The organism is Streptomyces prasinopilosus (assembly GCF_001419695.1).
GTDB lineage: Bacteria > Actinomycetota > Actinomycetes > Streptomycetales > Streptomycetaceae > Streptomyces > Streptomyces prasinopilosus.
This window is the reverse complement of record NZ_LIRG01000125.1, coordinates 1-15,176: the sequence shown is the minus strand read 5'-3', so window position 1 is coordinate 15,176 and position 15,176 is coordinate 1. Positions and strand designations below refer to the sequence as shown.

Sequence of the window (15,176 nt, the reverse complement as noted above, 5' to 3'; positions counted from 1 at the left end):
TAGTCCGGAGGGGGGTCCTCCCTTGTGGCGGCGCCAGGATTCGAACCTGGGAAGGCTGAGCCGGCAGATTTACAGCGGGCTCCGTTAACCGCCTACGACCTGCGAAGTTCCGTGGGCCGCCCTCTACCGGGGGACATCTGGGGGGCGTCGCGTGCTCCCCAGTCGCCTCACAGTCCGGTTCGGTGGATGTAGGAGATGACGGTCAAGGTCTCCTCCTCGATGGTCCACGGCGATGTGCAGTGGAGGACTCCACCGCTCGCGGTCACAGGTTCGGCGGTGCGATCGAGTTCGATGGAGTGGACGATCACAAGGGCGTTGTCCGGCGCGAACTTGCGCTGCCATTCGACCTCAGCCCGCGTCAGGATGATCTGGCTACCGTCGGACGTGGTCCCCTTCACCTCTACGTGAAGCTTCTCGTCCCCTCGCGTCAGGTGCAGGTCGTACGGCTTGCTGGCGCCGACGTCCTTCACAGTCCATCCCTGGGCCTCGAAGTGCTCCGTGGCGAGCAGGACACTGCGCTTCTCGATGGCCCTGCGCTCGGCGACGGTCAGGAGAAACCCTTGACCACCCTTACGGGCGATCCTGCGGTTCGCGGTGGTCGCCGCGCTCTGGGTTGCTTCTCGGACCTCCACCGGCAGGTCGCCGGGGACGTAGGTCGCATCGTCCGCGGCCTTGTAGAGGGGGGCCAAAAGCCGCGCCATGAAGAGCAGATCTTCGCTTAGGACGTTCGAGTTGGGGATGGCATCGCGCTGGTACTCGATGGCTACGACGTTGCCCGGCTCGTAGCCCTTGCCGAGCTTCGTGCGTGCGTTGAGACGGATCTTCGTCAGCAAGTCGGCTCGCTCGGCGACCACTTGCTCGATGAGCGGACGGGCCCAGTCGATTCGCTTCTTCAGGGCGGCAGGCTCGCGGGGTTTGAGCTCGCCGGCGATCCACTCGGTCGTGCCCTGGTTGAGCGACAGGTAGACGCGTTCACCGTCGCCGCTGAACAGATAGACGATGTACCAGCCGTCGGTTGCGCTCGGGGTCCTGCTCTTCGAGTGGATGCGGGTCCATACGACTTCAGCCTTCTGACCAGCCCCGTCCTTGCCTTCCACCCCTACGTCGTCGAGGGGTATCTCCATGGCTACGGCGAGAGCCTCGGCATGCTCGCGCAGCCAGTCGCGGATCTCGGTACGAACGATGAAGCCACGGCGCTGCATCTCTTCGGTGTTTTTCGCCTGCCACACCTTCTGAAGGCCGAGCACCTCACTCAAGAGTTCATCCACGCCCGAACAGTAGCCAGGGGAACTGACATTGAGTGGCACAGGCGGAAACCCGGCGCTCTTCGCGAGGCTTGACGTCCTAGCCCGTAGATCTGCTAGGCCTTCATGCTGCCGAGGCGATTGAGTCTGTGACCTCGACAGCTTGCTCCCTCTTGTCGGGCGCCCAGTAGAGGCACAATGCGAGACGGATGATCGCTGGTGGGGGCGTGCCGGGCAACACGCTGCCCTGCCGCCCGCCCCGGGCGTTGGGCCCGGCGCGTGACGGCGGGGTGCTAGGCGGGCACCTGGGTCGCCTCCTCGGCCTTGGCGAGCTTGGCCGGGGCGGGGTGCACCACGGCGCCGGTCTCTCTCTCTCCCCCCCCCCGGACGACCGCACCGTCCAGGGTGTCGGCCATGGAACTTCCTTCGTTGGGGGGCACGTCCTATCGTTGATCAGACCGTAGGGGCAGGCTAGCAAGGGGGGCTCATGGATCCGCAGATTGTCGCACTGGCGGGCACGGCAGGCACCACCATCGTGGGACTGATGGTTACCGACGTCTGGCAACGGACGCGCGATGGTGTAATTGCGCTGTGGCGCCGTGCCCAGCCCGAACGAGCTGAGACGGTCACTCTCCAGCTGGAGGAGACCCGCAGCCTGGCGCTCGCTGCCCGGGAAGACGGGGACGAAGCCACCGAGTCGGAATTGCAGGCAGAGTGGCAAGGCAGGATTAGGAGGTTGTTGGCCGCACATCCCGCTGTCGCTGACGAACTTCAAGCTTTGCTTGATGAACTCAAATCAAGCGTTGATACATCTGATCAAAATACTATTCAGCGTCTGCATATGCGAGCCAACGCGACGGGTCACGGTCGCGTTTATCAGGCGGGGCGGGACCAGAACATCACGGAATCGTGAGTGAACAGGTGGGCGACCAATCTTTTCGTGCTCAAGCTTCCGGTTCCGCCAAGGTGTATCAAGCGGGTCGAGATATTAACATTACTGAATCGCCACACCCTGCTGCGCTTCCCCTGGTGGGTCCTGTCAACGATCTCAGTGACAGCGAGTTCGTTGGCCGAGAAGAGAAAACTCGTGAGGTACTGGAGACTTTATCCACCTCGGGTGGCACAGGGTCACCTATTACGGTGATTTCCGGGTTGGCTGGTATCGGTAAGACTGCCCTGTCTCGCTATGCGGCTAGCATCGCCATTCGGGAAGGAAAATTCCCCGGCGGAGCATTCTTTGTGGATCTTCGCGGCTACGATCAAGATTCGCACATGAGCGTGCACCCACAACAGGTCTATGCGCCAGCTCTTCGAGCATTGGGTGTTGACTCTATCGACCCCACACCTGAAAACCACGCCCCCCAATTCTATGCGGAATTGGAGAGGAGAGCCGAAGCAGGCCAGTCAGTCCTGATGCTATTCGACAATGTCCGCGACCCAGCTCAGGTGCTACCACTGATTTCACGCTCCGAGAGCCACCGCGTACTAGTCACCTCTCGGAATGCAATCGCCCCGATGTTGCCAAAGGCGACGGCTCTCAGGCTGCAGGTTCTGTCTGGCTCCGACTCAGTTTCCCTGCTGCGGGTGAAGTCGGGACGCGATGCCTCTCCCGATGCCCTGTCGACGTTGGCTGCTCAGTGTGCTCAACTTCCGCTTGCACTGACCCTAGTTGCCGCCATCCTTGCTTCGGACCCAAGCCTCACCGTTCAGGAACTGGTTGATGAGTTGGCAGAGGAGGGTCAGCGCCTGGACGGTCTTGAACACGAGAATTTCACAGTCCGGGCGGCTTTCCAAAGGTCTTACGCTCGGCTTGACGCCCGACAATCTTTGGTCTTCCGGCACCTAGCGTTGAATCCAGGGACTGAGATTGCCCTTCCTGCCGCGAGTGCACTTGTGGGTGAAAATTCCTTGGGTGTAAAGCGAATCCTCAGGCAGCTGCACAACTATCATCTGCTTGAAATTGGGCGGGCGTCAGGACGATGGAAGATGCATGACCTGGTGCGCCTATACGCAGCACAAGAGAGCGAGTCCACGGACGAACCGAGCGAAAGGCGAGCTGCCGAGGAGCGCCTGCTGTCGCACTACGCCCGTGTAGCGATGAATGCGCTTGAATGGGAGAACCATCACCCTAGCGAAGCCTCAGAGAACAATTTCTCAGGGCGCACTGAAGCTATGGACTGGTTGGCGCTTGAGATGCCAAACCTGGTTGCAGGCGTTCAGGCCGCTGACGCGCTAGGAGAGTACGAACTCGCAAAGCAGTTGGCGATGTCTTCGTCTCGTTACCTCGGGAACGTCTCAGATCACGAAACGGCCGTTTCTGTTCTGAACATCGCCATTGCAGCGGCCCGCAAGGACGATGACCCCCTCGCTGTGGCCTCATGCCAGAATAACCTCGGAATCGCATACACCTCGATGAGGAATTTTCGTGAGGCTATTCGTTGGCTCAACAAAGCCGTCGCGGGGTTCCATGCCCTAGGCGAGCGCGTTGAGGAGGCAAACGCACTCGTCAGTCTGAGCGGCGCTCTGAGGATGCATCTCGGTGTGGAAGCTGGCATGCACCCCTTAAGGGCTGCGATGGAAATCATCGGGCCTACCAACCCCAAAGCAGGATTCGTTCTGACGAACCTCGGAATTTCCCTGCGCGAGGCTTGGAGATTGACAGAGGCGGAAGTGGTTCTTCAACAGGCCTTGGGGATTCATATAAGAAATGGTGCAAAGCATGCGGAGGCCTCCACCCTGACTCACTTGGCAACGACTATGAGTCAAGCCGGCAGGAGCGCGGAGAGCCAGGATTATTTCAAGAGGGCGATCGCTTCGTACCGCGAGGTGCGCGATCTAAACGGCGAAGGCATGGCTGTCTTGAATCACGGAAACGCGCTGCGCGGTATGGGTGCGCTTGCTGAAGCTAGGGAGTGCCTCGAAAAGGCTCTCCAGATATTCCGCCAGACACGTGATCCGCATGGTCAAGGTATTGCGCTCGGAGCACTTGGAATGCATCTGGCCGATATCGGCGAGGGCGACAAAGCAAAGCCAATATTGGAAGACAGTCTTCGCTTTCTCGATGAGTTCCATGAGCCACTGAAGAAGCGGGTGATCTCCGAAGCGTTGAGGAAACTTCCCTAGCTCACGAATTCCATGACGGCTTCCAAGGCCCCGTGTAATCCATCCCGCGTATCCGTGCACCTATCGCTCCGCATAACGTGCGCGATGCCCCAGGTGGGCCACAGGCGGTCTGCGAGGCACTAGCAAGGTTCACCACCAAGGAAGTGTCACGTGGGTGCTTTCGCGTCCAGTGACACCGGCAGCTCCCATCATCTTGAGTTGAGATCAGGTAGGTGTTCTGCACGACGCCGCGAAGGAAATGGGGGCGGCCGCGCCAGAAGATGACGTCACGGGAGCCGTGGTTAGGCTCACCGAGAAGGGCTTTCGGCCCAGGAGAAGTTAACATTGCGGGCACCCTCAAAGACCGAGTCAATAACCGCCTGCATCGCATCTGGCTAGAGTTTGCCAAAGACGATTACTCTCTGGCCACGCGCGTCCACGACAGCGGAGTTACGGTTGCGGTGACGGGGAGCCTAGAAAGGCGCGGTAACAGAGCTGTTCTCCGAAGTCCGTACGATTTTACGGTTCGTCCCGATTCTTCTTGACCGACTCGGCCTGCCGTCCCAGCAGCGAGGCGTGGGAGTCTTGAGGATGACGACAGGCGAGCGGAGAGGGAGAGCGAGTGTCGCAGCAGGCCAACCCGCGGGGAACCTTCCTGAAGATTGCCGACTCCCTGAAGAGGCAGATCGAGGACGACCCGGACATGGCGGAGCTGCCGTCTCTGGCTGAGGTCATGCGCGACCACAAAGTCTCGCGCGGGGTCGCCCTCCGAGCGTTCGGCGTGCTACTTCAGGAGGGCGTGGCCGAGCCGGTACCGGGCGAGCGGTGGCGCGTCGTACGCGCCGGGGCGCCAGTCGACCGGCGCCCGCTCGATCAACGCGTCGCTGAGATCATCGTGACTGAGGGACTCAAAGCAGGGGAAGCCTTCCCGAGCGCTTCCGTGCTGGCCGAACGGTTCGGGGTGTCACGTCCGACCGTGACCAAGGCGCTGGAGAAGCTGGAAGCCGCCGGTGTGCTGGCGGGTGGGGGGCAGGGCAAGGTGCGGACGGTCCGCGCCGTGCCGGCGCGAGAGGGGCGTTCGTAGCTTGTCGACGTTGACAGAGTGGGCCTATCCCCTGGCTGAGTCGCTGCTCGCTGAGCCGCTGCCACGACGCTGGAAACACTGCCTCGGGGTCGCTGATCGGGCGCGCACCATCGCCCTCATCCTCGATCAGGATGCGGACCTGCTAGAGGCTGCGGCGGTTCTGCATGACATCGGCTACGCGCCGGATCTCGCCAAGACGGGCTTTCATCCGCTGGACGGCGCACGGTATCTCCGAGACGTAGCCGATGCTGACGAGCAGGTCATCAACCTCGTTGCTCATCACTCGTGCTCATGGCTTGAGGCTGATGCGCGCGGCCTGCGTGCTGAGCTGGACGGCGAGTTTCCCCGTGAGAGCGAGCACCTGAATGATGCGCTCTGCTACTGCGACATGACCACCACACCGGACGGCACGCCAACCAACCCCGTGGACCGGATCAACGAAATCACCGGGCGCTACGGGCCTGACAGCCTGATCGGCCGATTCATCCGCCGCGCCGAACCCGAGATCCTCGCGTGCACATGCCGCGTCCTTGAACGGGTCGCCACCGCCAAGCGTCAGCCGATGTAAGGCGCCGGTCGCGTTCGGTCCATGGCGTGCTCAATCCGGAGCCGCATCGTGGGGTGTACGTCCAACGTCACCAGGTCCGCCGGGTCAACCCAGCGGACCTGAGTCGTCTCGTTGCTCGTACGAAGGTCGCCGCCAACCGGCCGGGCCCGGAAGCAAATGCTGAACTGCTGACGGACTTCACCATCGTCGTACTGCATGACGTGCCCAGGGTCTGTGTAGAGGCCGGACACGTCGACCACTTCCGCCTTGATGCCAGTCTCTTCCCAGACCTCACGCACCACCGTGTCACTGATGGACTCCCCCACGTCGTGACCACCCCCGGGCAGTGCCCACCTGCCGTTGTCAGAACGCTGGATCATCAGCACCTGCCCCGCGTCGTTCTGGACGAAAGCAACGACGGACGGCACGACCGAGTTCGCCGGTGGGGCGTCCGGGTCGTGCAGGTAGTCGATACGTCCCATGCTCAAGCTCCCGTGATGCTAGTGACGTCCTGATCAGTGATTGGACGTGCGTTGTCCCAGGTGTGATCGATGCTCTTCGCATACGTGTCGAAGAGACTCCCGCCGGGGAGTCGTCGCAGGTGCAGTACGGGCGCCATAAAGGCGCCGAGGCCGTAGACGTGCGGGTTGACAAGCATCTCGTCATCGGCCCGGTAGATCGAGTTGTACAGCGTCGAGTCGTGCAGCCGGAAGCCGATGTCCGGGTGACTCCGCATGAGGGGCCGATACAGCATGAGCGCGTTGCGAATCTTGCCGTCCATGATCTGGTGCCCCTCGTCAACGCCGCGCTGCCGGACGGCCGCGCATCCCGGGTCCCCGAGCAGGATGCGCACCCGCGCCCCGGCTTCGATCTTCGCCTTCACGAGGTCGTGGAAGAGCGGGTCTTCGGACAGGAAAAGTCCCGAGTACACGAGGACGTCTAGGTTGCGCTCAGCACGTCCGTAGAGCTCTCGCCAAAGGCCAGCCGGCGCCGTGTGGCGATGCGGGTAAACAGTCGCTATCTCCGCTTTGGTCAGGTCGGTCGCGCTGTCGATGGTCCGGCCGTTGTCCCACAGCGCGGTCACGTCGACCTTGAGGGCTGCCGCCGTCGCGTACTGATGACGCAGGTACGGCACCTTGGCCTGAGTGATCCAGCGTTCGACCGTCTTGGGACTCACCTCGATCACCTCAGCGAGGCTCTGCACGGTCATGCCACGGGCGAGGAGAGCGGTTCGTAAGCGCTCGTTGGGCATCTTCACCCCCGGTGGGACGTCTAGGGACTTCTTGACCGTAGCCAGAAGTCCCAGAGCTGTCCATGAGCGGGGTGACCAACTCCCCTGACCTGCGGGGACTCTGAGAGTACGCCAAGACGTCCCGGCGCGAGATCAAGAGATCGCGTCGCCGTACTTGACGAACCTCTATGTAGTACCTGTAAAACAGGTACTACAACGCACGCCCGGAGGAAAGCCCGCTGAGGTGAGTACGAAGTGAGCGTCCGTTCCTTGACAACTGAATGGGGATCACGCCGCCTCTCCTCAGCCAAGTAGGCGGCCACGCGGGCTCACGTCCGCGTGAGGTACAGCGCAACCCAGCCTTCGCAGCTCAGTGCTGCGGCCGGTTGCCTCCGCTGCTCGTCTCGCACGAGCAGCGCTGAGGGGAGCCGGATCTACCGACTTCAACGGCGCGCGCCTCCGGTGCTGGAACACCGAGGGCGCTGTTTCGGGCCGTTCCGCTGCTGAGAGGAACACGACCCAATGAGCCACATCGTTACTGTTCAGGACGCTGTTACCGCGTTCGCTGACTTCATGGAGCCGACGAACGCGGAGCTGGATGCGATCGAGCGGGAGATGCCCGTCATCCTGGCGGACGTCGACCTGTTGGACGCGCAGATCGTCACGCTGGACCGCACGCCGACCGAGCTGGACAACCGCCGTATCCGCCGGGCCCGCCGCCGTGCGCTGGCCGCCCGGGTCGCGCTGCTCAACCAGAGCGGCGCGGGCGCGCCGGTGGTGGCGTGATGGCGCGGGAGTTCACCGCGCAGATGTCCATGGACCGCGGCCGGTGGCGCCTGTACGTGGTGCTGCTGAACACCGCCGAGCGGTGGCCCGAGTACGGCTTTGACCGGGCGCTGCCGGTGCCGACGTTCACCGAGCGCGTGAACGCGCTCAGCGTCCTCGGCTTTGAGTCGGTACCGGGCGCTGAGTGGCAGTGGACGGAGGACCGCCGCGACCCCGACGACCCGTCGTCGCCGGTAGTGCTGATCGCCGCGCTCCAGGTGCGTTCATGGACGGGGGTGACCGCGTGAACGGTGTTCAGATCCGTTCAGCGGAGCGGGCGCTGTCGGTCGGCACGTGGCTGATCGTGGCGGGCGCGATGCTGTACTCGATCCTCACCGTGACCCCGCTCGCGGCCAAGCACACGCCGGATGAGTGGGACTGGACGGCGCCGATCCTCCCCCTCGTGGTCGACGCGGCCGTGGTCATCGTGGTCCGCCTGGATGCGGTGCTGGCCCGCTTAGGCGGGCACGGGGGCCGCTGGCCGGTGGTGCTGCGCTGGATGACCGGCGGCATGACCCTGGCCCTGAACGTCGCCGACTCCGCCCTGAAAGGTGACCTGGTGGGCGTGGCCGTGCACGCGGTCGCGCCGCTGCTGCTCATCGTCACGGCCGAGACCGGGCTTGCCTACCGGAGGGCTATCACCACCGCCGTCACCGCTCTGGAGGAACGGCAGCAGGCGGAGCGGGAGGCACGGCGCCAGGCCGCCCGGGAGGAGCGCGAACGGGCCGAGCGGTTGGCGCGCGAGGAGCGCGAGCACGCCGCGATGCTGGCGCGTGAACAGCGTGAACACGAAGCGCACCTGGCCCGTGAGCAGACCGAGCGGGAGGAACGCGCCCGCCGCGAGGAACGCGAGCAGCAAGCCGCTCGCGAGCGCGCCGAGCAGGCGGAGCGTGAACGCCGTGAGCGCGAGCGTGAACGGCTCCGCCTGGAGCGTGAACGCGCCGAGCGGGAGGAGGCCGAGCGGCGCGAGCGGGAGCGGCGGGAGCGCGTGGAGCGGGAGCGCCGTGAACGGGCCGAGCGCGAGGCGCGGGCCGAGCGTGAACGCGCCGCGCTGCTGGCCGCCGGCCCGGCCGCCGAGAAGTTCCCCGAGGACCGGGCGCGGGCGACCGTGCGGGCCGCGTTCGATGCCGGGTTGCCGGTGCGGGCCGCCGCCGAGCTGTGTGGCTGGTCGGTGGGGTGGGTGTCCGCCCGCTACGCCGAACACCGCGACCTGGGCGCCGGTGGTGCTGAGCTGGCCATCGCGAGCCGGTGATGGGCGCCCTCCCGGTCTACCGGTGGCGGCTCGCCCCGGACGGCTTGGCCACTCGCCGGCAACTGCGCGCCCTCGGGCTGCGGCCCGGCGGGCAGGACGTGACCGCGCAGATCGAGCGGCCCCGCCGCCGGCGGGGCCCGCTGATCGCCTACCTGTACTCGATTGAGCAGGCCAAGCCGGTGCGGCCGATGACGCCGGCGAAGTGGGCGGCGCTGGCCAAGGCCAACGCCGCCCGCCGCACCTGCCCCGCATGCCGGCTCGATGCCGGATACGTCATCTCGCCCTCGCTCGGCATGTGTGGTGCCTGCGCCTTCCCCGACGAACAGCGCGCCGCCTGAACCCTCTCCGACTCTCACCAGGAGTGTCCTGTGTCCAGTCGTATCCGTGCCCGCGGCGCCAAGACGACCGCGAGCGTCCACACCGTCCGTATCCCCCGCCAGCGTGGCAGCCGCGGCGCCGACCCGTTCGTCGTCGTGGTCCCCGAACGCCCGTCGCTGACCTGTGAGGCGCTCGCCGTGGTCGGTGGGTGGCTGTGGCGCTCGCGCCGCACGCTCGCCCCGACCGGGCTCGCCGTCCTGGCGCTGGCCGTGGCCGCTCTGCTGCACGTCATCGCGTGGTGGTCCGGTCTGCTGCTCGCCCCGACCGCGGCCGGCCCGCTGGTCTGGTTGCTGGTCATGCAGCGCCGCCGCCCCGCCACCGGCTCCGTCCTGGTCTGGCGCATCGGCCTGGCCGCGCTCACGTCGTCCGCGCTGGCCTGGTTCGCCGTCGCGGCCGGGTTCGGGCCGCTCGCCGGAGCGCTGGAGCTGTGGTGGCTGCTCACCCTGATCACCGCTCAGTCCGCCTGGCTCATCATCCGCCGCACCCGCTGACCCGAGGGAGACATCACTGATGGCAACCCCGACACGCGGCACCAACGGTGCCAGCAACAAGGGCAACAAGTTCGCCAACGCCGGTGCCACCGCGGGCAGTTTCGTCGGCGCTCTGGGCGGCTCGTTCGTTCCGCCGGTCAACGTCACCGTGAACAACAACAAGGGCTCCGCTCGCTCGGGCAGTGGCCGCTCGCACGCCGAGTCGCTTCTGCCGGCCCCGGAGTTCACCTCGCCGGCGCAGGTGCGCAACTACTGCAACACCCTGCGGGCCGCCGCCGTGACCCTGTCCATCGAGGTGGCGATGGGCGCCGAAATCCTCAAGGGCGTCCTCGCGGCCGTGCCGGACCCGGATGGGCGGGCGTTCGGCTCGCGGGTGCGGGCGGCGAAGGTGGCGCGCAAGATGCAGCGGTCCGCGGACGCGCTGCGGGACGCGGCAAAGAACGCCGCCGCCTGCTACGCGGTGTTCCAGCAGGAGTACGAGGAGGAGATCAACCGGGTGCGCCACCGTGCCCGCAAGCCGCAGCAGCCGGTCATGAACTGGGCCCAGCAGTAGAAGGGGGTACGACCATGGCACGCAAGTGGACCGACCAGGACGGCCGGGCATACCCGCTCGCCCTCGCCACCGACACAAACACCGCAACAGGCGGCTCCGTCCGCGGCTACCTGCTGAACCGGGCCAAGCCGCACCTTCCCCCGTGGCTCGCCGTCGGCGGCGCCGGTCTCGCGGGGGCGCTGGGACACTGGCGCTGGTCCGACAGCTCCGCAGCCGGCGTCGGCCTCACCCTCGCGTCGGTCGCGCTGACCGGCGTCACCTGGTGGGCCGGGAAGTCGACCAGCTCCCAGCGGCGCCTGCACTCGGCCATCACCGTGGCCGCCGGGTCGGCATGGGTGAGCGCCGCATGCCTGGCCGGCCCCACCGCCGGACCGCTCGACGACCTGTATCTGATGGGCGGGCCGGCGCTGGCCCTGTCGTGGAACGTGCGCATGGTCCTGCGCCACAACGACGCCCCCGCCGAAAGCTCCGACAAGGGCCTGCTGGAGAAGGTCGGGCTGGCGCGGGCGCAGATCGGCGCTGCGAAGGTGGAGCCTAACCGGGTCACCGCACCGGTCGCGCTCGCCGCGGGCGAGCAGACCAACGACGACATGGCCAAGGCGCTCGGCAACATCGCCTCCGCCCTGGACCTGCCGACCTCCGCCGTCCGCTACACCCCCAACCCCGACTCCAACCGGCGCGGAGACCTGGTCATCGTCCCCGAGGACATGCTCGCCGAAACGGTCGAGTGGGAGGGCCGGCCCCTCGAACCTGGGCGGGTCGATCGCGGAACCGCTGGTCATCGGCCGCTACGACGACGGCGCCCCGCTGGTCGTGTGGCTGCCCGGTGACCCGGATGCGGGCCGCAACTCCACTCACGTACTCGTCGCCGGCGGTACCGGTTCGGGCAAGGGCGACACGGCCCTGAACCTGCTCACCGAGATCCTGTCCCGGCGGGACGTGGTCGTGTGGTTCTCCGACCCCAAGGCATTTCAGGACTTCGCCCCGCTCAGGTCGGGCCTGGACTGGGCTGCGGAGGGCGGCGCAGACACCGAGGTCATGGTGGCCGCCGTGCAGGAGGCCATCCCCGCCCGTACGCGGTGGTTGGGTGCGCACGGCTACCGGCAGTGGGTGCCCGCCGCCGCCCAGCCGCAGAACGACCCGGAGCACTCCTGCCGGGCCGACGGGCGGGCGTGCGGCTGCCCGGGGATGCCGTTCCTGGTCACCTGGTTCGAGGAAGCCGCCAACACCCTCCGGGCGCTGGGCGACGACGCATTCACTGGCATCGCCCAGGAAGCTCGGTCTGCGGGTATCTCGCTGATCGTGTCGCTTCAGCGGCCCTCGTACGACCAGATGTCCACCAGCACGCGCGCCTCCCTCCCGTCGGTGATCGCGCTGGGCTGTGACCCGCGGGATGAGGGGTTCTGCCTGCCGGACGAGGTGCTGGCCGCAGGCGCCCACCCCGGCGCGTGGGGCAACCGGCGACCGGGCTACTGCTACGTCGTCTCCCCGGGCATCCCCGAGGACCGCTACCCCTCCCCGGGCCGCACCCGCCGCTTCACCCACCGCGCCGTGCCGGTCATGGAGCTGCTGGCCACCTGGGCACAGCGCAACGGCGCCACCGCCGACCCCATCACCGCCGGCGCCGCCGTGGGTGTCGCCGGCACCGCCTACACCGGCCGCACCGCAACCGACGAACCGGCGACGCTGCGGGCCGTCCACGAGGAGGACGACATGGAGCACGCCAGCGGCATGCTGGTCGACCCCGAGGACGCGGGCATCGACCCCGAGGCGGATCTGCCCGGAAGCGAGGAGGGCGACGACGCCCCGATCTTCGGGCAGGACACCGGCCGCAAACCGTCCCCGGAGGAAGCGCGGGAGCTGTTCGCCGCCGCGCTGGAGGAGTTCGAGCAGAACGGGCAGATGATCGTGGGTCCGAAGGACTTCACCGACTGGTGCGACCGCAACCGGCTCTCCCGCCCGTGGGTGTCCGCCCGTCTCAAGGAAGCCGCCGCCGACGGCCGACTGGAGCCGACGAACACCACCGGCCGATGGCGCATCGTCCCCTCCATGGCCGCCGCCTGACACCTGACACCGTCACGGCCGCCTGACAGGCAAACCCCTAGGCAGACGCGCTGTCACGCGCCCCTGGCATCCGGCCGTAACACCCCCTGACACCCACGTCTGACACTCCACCCGCACCGGCCCGTGCCACACACCGGCGCGGGCCCGCGGTACACCCGAGGGAGCCCGCCATGACCCACCGCGACCCGCCGGGGATCATCGCCCCGCACATTCCCGCCGATGCCTACCGCCGTGCCGACACCACCGGCGCCCCCGTCGTCATCGTCGTCCACCACACCGACCCCACCGGCCGCCCTCTGCGGCACTACCTGTTCCCCATCGCCGTCGCCGGCGCGGGAGTGATCGGCGTGTTCGGTCTCGTGGCCACGTTCATCGCGCTGCTCGACTTCGCCGTCCACACCGCCACCGTCATCGCCGGCGCCGCCGGACCGATCGGCATCGGCGGCATCACCCTGCGCCTCGCCCGCGGCAAGCACACCTAGCTACGGCAAGGGCGGCCCCCCTCTCGCCAAAGATCTGGGGCCGCCCTTGTCCACCTGCCATCACCTGACCTGTGGAGGTCTCCCAGCATGACGCAACCCACCACCGTCGGGCGAGTGCCCGGCTCACCGCCGACGATCGTGGCCCTGTGCGCCGGCTACGGCGGACTCGAAACCGCGATCCGCGCGGGCATCGGCGGCCAGGTCGCCGCGTTCGCGGAGAACGACCCCTACGCCGCGGCCGTGTTCGCCGCGCATCACCCTGGGGTGCCCAACCTCGGGGACATCACCGCCGTCGACTGGCACATGGTCCGAGAGCGGTACGCGCCGGACGTGGTCGCTGCCGGTTTCCCTTGCCGCAACATCTCCAACGCTGGACGAAAGGACGGAATCGGTGGCCAGTGGTCTCGGGTCTGGAAAGACGTCGCTCAGGCTGTGGGGGTCCTTCGACCGCGTCTCGTCTTCCTGGAAAATGTGGCGGCGATCCGCTCGAGGGGGCGGGGCCTGGACGTCGTCGCCGCAGACCTGGCCGCGCTCGGGTATGACGCGCGGTGGACATGTCTACGAGCTGGTGACCCCGAAGTCGGTTCCCCGCACCCGAGGGATCGCTGGTTCGCAGTTGCCCATCCCGCTGATGCCGACCCCCACCACGGCGGACGGCACTGGCGGCCCCGGAACGTCCCCGAAGCGCAAGGGCGGGATGAACCTGCGGACCGTCGTCACCAAGCTCCCGGCGCCGCCGGAGGAGTAAGGCTGCTGCCCGCGCCCACAGCGGCCGACTCAAGGGGAACCGCGAACTTCCGGGCCGACGGAACACCGTACGGCAACGGCTACGGCAGCACCCTGACGGACGCCGTCCGCAGCCTGCTGGGCAGGAACGCGCGCCCGCTCGACGAGGTGGTCGTCAACCTGCTGCCCACCCCGAAGGCGTCGGACGGCCCGCACGGCGGACCGAACCAGCGGGACGCGTCGGGCCGGTACTACCTGCCAGGCCAGGCCGTGCGCCTCGACGACCGGTGGGTGGCCACCGACGGCACCGACTACGGGCCCGCCATCCGTCGCTGGGAGCGCATCATCGGACGGGCGGCACCCTGCCCGACCGAGCCGGGCACCCGCGGCAACCGGCGCCTGGCCCCGGCGTTCGCGGAATGGCTCATGGGCCTGCCCGCCGGCTGGGTCACCGCCGTCCCCGACATTCCCCGCAAGGAACAGCTCAAGATCCTGGGCAACGGCGTGGTGCCCCAACAGGCCCACCACGCCTACGGCCTGCTGCTGGGCGCCTCCGTGGCCCGGCAGGCGTGGGGGGTGGCAGCGTGAGCGAGCACCTGCTGAACGCGGCCCTGGACGCCGCCGGACGAGGTTGGCACGTCTTCCCGCTCCGTCCCGGCAGCAAGGTTCCCGCTCTGCACGGCGAGAAGACGTGCACCGGTGCCGGGCCGTGCGCGGCCGGACATCTGAAGTGGGAGGAGCGCGCCACCACCGACCCGAACCGCATCCGCGCCGCCTGGTCGCGGGCGCCGTTCAACGTCGGCATCGCCACCGGTCCGTCGGGGATGGTCGTGGTCGACCTGGACACGCCGGAGCACAAGGGCAGTTCGGACGCGCCTGACGGCGCGGCAACCTTTGAAGCGCTCTGCGAGCGCGCCGGCCACGCCGTCCGGGGCGGTGAAGTACAGGTGCGTCCCGCCGCTCGCGGTCCGGGTCCGGTAGGTGTCCGGGACGGCGTGGCCGGCGCGGCAACCTTTGAAGCGCTCTGCGAGCGCGCCGGCCACGCCGTCCCGGACACCTACCGGACCCGGACCGCGAGCGGCGGGACGCACCTGTACTTCACCGCCCCGGACGGCGTGGCCGGCGCGCTCGCAGAGCGCTTCAAAGGTTGCCGCGCCGTCAGGCGCGTCCGACCTGCCCTTGTGCTCCGGCGTCTCC

17 protein-coding genes and 1 pseudogene are annotated in these 15,176 nt (G+C 67.3%); 14 read left to right on the top strand and 4 right to left on the bottom strand.

The features are described from left to right. Nucleotides 1-167: 167 nt before the first annotated feature. Nucleotides 168-1,268, bottom strand: coding sequence for an MrcB family domain-containing protein (locus AOK18_RS06670; RefSeq protein ID WP_240503088.1), 1,101 nt, complete (start codon nt 1,266-1,268; stop codon nt 168-170). Between the two features lie 269 nt (nt 1,269-1,537). After that, nucleotides 1,538-1,660: a hypothetical protein gene (locus AOK18_RS35095; RefSeq protein WP_276205340.1), complete on the bottom strand. Its 123-nt coding sequence runs from the start codon at nt 1,658-1,660 to the stop codon at nt 1,538-1,540. A gap of 71 nt (nt 1,661-1,731) precedes the next feature. Here AOK18_RS35095 and AOK18_RS30415 point away from each other — a divergent pair, with 71 nt between their 5' ends. From AOK18_RS30415 to AOK18_RS06655, 4 genes are all read left to right on the top strand, one after another. Further along, nucleotides 1,732-2,157 carry a hypothetical protein gene (locus AOK18_RS30415; RefSeq protein ID WP_079104871.1) on the top strand — a complete coding sequence of 142 codons (426 nt, stop codon included), beginning with the start codon at nt 1,732-1,734 and terminating at the stop codon, nt 2,155-2,157. Then, nucleotides 2,154-4,367: an ATP-binding protein gene (locus AOK18_RS30410; protein ID WP_079104870.1), complete on the top strand. Its 2,214-nt coding sequence runs from the start codon at nt 2,154-2,156 to the stop codon at nt 4,365-4,367. The genes AOK18_RS30415 and AOK18_RS30410 overlap by 4 nt, the downstream gene beginning before the upstream one ends. A 601-nt stretch (nt 4,368-4,968) precedes the next feature. Beyond that, nucleotides 4,969-5,430 carry a GntR family transcriptional regulator gene (locus AOK18_RS06660; RefSeq protein WP_055693696.1) on the top strand — a complete coding sequence of 154 codons (462 nt, stop codon included), beginning with the start codon at nt 4,969-4,971 and terminating at the stop codon, nt 5,428-5,430. A gap of 1 nt (nt 5,431) precedes the next feature. After that, nucleotides 5,432-5,998: an HD domain-containing protein gene (locus AOK18_RS06655; protein ID WP_055693695.1), complete on the top strand. Its 567-nt coding sequence runs from the start codon at nt 5,432-5,434 to the stop codon at nt 5,996-5,998. On the opposite strand, the gene AOK18_RS06650 is transcribed toward AOK18_RS06655, so the two are convergent. Next, the gene (locus AOK18_RS06650) at nt 5,986-6,459 is read right to left on the bottom strand and encodes an NUDIX domain-containing protein (protein WP_055693694.1); all 474 of its coding nucleotides are present in this window, start codon (nt 6,457-6,459) and stop codon (nt 5,986-5,988) included. The two genes, AOK18_RS06655 and AOK18_RS06650, sit on opposite strands and share 13 nt — an antisense overlap. A gap of 2 nt (nt 6,460-6,461) precedes the next feature. Further along, nucleotides 6,462-7,187, bottom strand: a complete 726-nt coding sequence (locus AOK18_RS06645; RefSeq protein WP_240503087.1) for an XRE family transcriptional regulator — start codon at nt 7,185-7,187, stop codon at nt 6,462-6,464. A gap of 543 nt (nt 7,188-7,730) precedes the next feature. On the opposite strand from AOK18_RS06645, the gene AOK18_RS06640 reads away from it, so the two are divergent. The 10 genes and pseudogenes from AOK18_RS06640 to AOK18_RS33545 form a co-directional block, all read left to right on the top strand. Beyond that, a complete protein-coding gene (locus tag AOK18_RS06640; RefSeq protein WP_055693693.1) occupies nt 7,731-7,994 on the top strand; it encodes a DUF6284 family protein in 264 nt (87 codons plus the stop codon). Next, nucleotides 7,994-8,281: a DUF6303 family protein gene (locus AOK18_RS06635; protein WP_055693700.1), complete on the top strand. Its 288-nt coding sequence runs from the start codon at nt 7,994-7,996 to the stop codon at nt 8,279-8,281. Before AOK18_RS06640 ends, AOK18_RS06635 begins: the two co-directional genes overlap by 1 nt. After that, a complete protein-coding gene (locus tag AOK18_RS06630) occupies nt 8,278-9,285 on the top strand; it encodes a hypothetical protein (protein ID WP_055693699.1) in 1,008 nt (335 codons plus the stop codon). The genes AOK18_RS06635 and AOK18_RS06630 overlap by 4 nt, the downstream gene beginning before the upstream one ends. Continuing rightward, nucleotides 9,285-9,623, top strand: coding sequence for an RRQRL motif-containing zinc-binding protein (locus AOK18_RS06625; RefSeq protein ID WP_055693692.1), 339 nt, complete (start codon nt 9,285-9,287; stop codon nt 9,621-9,623). Before AOK18_RS06630 ends, AOK18_RS06625 begins: the two co-directional genes overlap by 1 nt. A 30-nt stretch (nt 9,624-9,653) precedes the next feature. Continuing rightward, nucleotides 9,654-10,154, top strand: coding sequence for a hypothetical protein (locus tag AOK18_RS06620; protein WP_055693691.1), 501 nt, complete (start codon nt 9,654-9,656; stop codon nt 10,152-10,154). A gap of 19 nt (nt 10,155-10,173) precedes the next feature. Further along, nucleotides 10,174-10,707, top strand: a complete 534-nt coding sequence (traA, locus tag AOK18_RS06615) for a plasmid transfer protein TraA (protein ID WP_055693690.1) — start codon at nt 10,174-10,176, stop codon at nt 10,705-10,707. 14 nt (nt 10,708-10,721) lie between these two features. After that, nucleotides 10,722-12,771, top strand: a pseudogene (traB, locus tag AOK18_RS06610) (plasmid transfer protein TraB). Between the two features lie 170 nt (nt 12,772-12,941). Next, nucleotides 12,942-13,253, top strand: a complete 312-nt coding sequence (locus AOK18_RS06605) for a hypothetical protein (RefSeq protein ID WP_055693689.1) — start codon at nt 12,942-12,944, stop codon at nt 13,251-13,253. 87 nt (nt 13,254-13,340) lie between these two features. Further along, nucleotides 13,341-14,567: a DNA cytosine methyltransferase gene (locus AOK18_RS06600; protein ID WP_055693688.1), complete on the top strand. Its 1,227-nt coding sequence runs from the start codon at nt 13,341-13,343 to the stop codon at nt 14,565-14,567. After that, a partial coding sequence (locus AOK18_RS33545) for a bifunctional DNA primase/polymerase (protein WP_206281504.1) occupies nt 14,564-15,176 on the top strand: 613 nt, incomplete at its 3' end. The genes AOK18_RS06600 and AOK18_RS33545, both read left to right, overlap by 4 nt.

Coding starts and splice junctions, on each gene's coding strand:
- AOK18_RS35095 (WP_276205340.1), bottom strand. CDS start 1,660: ATGGCCGACACCCTGGACGGTGCGGTCGTCCGGGGGGGGGGAGAGAGA.
- AOK18_RS30415 (WP_079104871.1), top strand. CDS start 1,732: ATGGATCCGCAGATTGTCGCACTGGCGGGCACGGCAGGCACCACCATC.
- AOK18_RS06650 (WP_055693694.1), bottom strand. CDS start 6,459: ATGGGACGTATCGACTACCTGCACGACCCGGACGCCCCACCGGCGAAC.
- AOK18_RS06645 (WP_240503087.1), bottom strand. CDS start 7,187: ATGACCGTGCAGAGCCTCGCTGAGGTGATCGAGGTGAGTCCCAAGACG.
- AOK18_RS06640 (WP_055693693.1), top strand. CDS start 7,731: ATGAGCCACATCGTTACTGTTCAGGACGCTGTTACCGCGTTCGCTGAC.
- AOK18_RS06635 (WP_055693700.1), top strand. CDS start 7,994: ATGGCGCGGGAGTTCACCGCGCAGATGTCCATGGACCGCGGCCGGTGG.
- AOK18_RS06625 (WP_055693692.1), top strand. CDS start 9,285: ATGGGCGCCCTCCCGGTCTACCGGTGGCGGCTCGCCCCGGACGGCTTG.
- traA (WP_055693690.1), top strand. CDS start 10,174: ATGGCAACCCCGACACGCGGCACCAACGGTGCCAGCAACAAGGGCAAC.
- AOK18_RS06605 (WP_055693689.1), top strand. CDS start 12,942: ATGACCCACCGCGACCCGCCGGGGATCATCGCCCCGCACATTCCCGCC.
- AOK18_RS06600 (WP_055693688.1), top strand. CDS start 13,341: ATGACGCAACCCACCACCGTCGGGCGAGTGCCCGGCTCACCGCCGACG.